This is a genomic window from Porphyromonas sp. COT-108 OH1349 (assembly GCF_000768755.1).
Classification (GTDB): Bacteria; Bacteroidota; Bacteroidia; order Bacteroidales; family Porphyromonadaceae; genus Porphyromonas_A; species Porphyromonas_A canoris.
The window spans coordinates 1-390 of sequence record NZ_JRAH01000041.1 but is presented as its reverse complement, the minus strand read 5'-3'; the positions used below and the strand labels follow the sequence as shown (position 1 = coordinate 390).

Sequence of the window (390 nt, the reverse complement as noted above, 5' to 3'; positions counted from 1 at the left end):
GTTCGGCATTCATGCGCAACTCTATCTTTTCGCCTACCTTTTTCTCTGTCGTCATCGTCATGCTGTTGCCGGCAGGCGGAGTATCTTCGACATCCAATTTCCAGCCTTTGTCTGTTGCGATCTTCTTGTTGCACGCTGCCGTGCCCGGATTGTTTGCGATCCCGATCTTCTTCTCGCCTTCGGTCAGCCCTTTTACATCGGGAAGCGTGGTGAATATCTCGTTCAGTGTCTTCGCGCTCAGCTTGCAGTCGTTGACCCACAACCTATCATTTATGCTGCTCGAGATCTTCAAGGAGCTTAGATTCGGGTTAATCGAGCAGTAGAATATTGTCAAAGCCGTGTTCTTGCTCACATCCAGCGAGGTGAGGGAGTTATGGGTGCAGGACAACG

The 390-nt window shown here is 50.8% G+C and carries 1 pseudogene; it reads right to left on the bottom strand.

Annotated elements, in window-relative coordinates:
• Positions 1 to 390: pseudogene (locus JT26_RS10870) on the bottom strand (hypothetical protein); the annotation flags it as partial.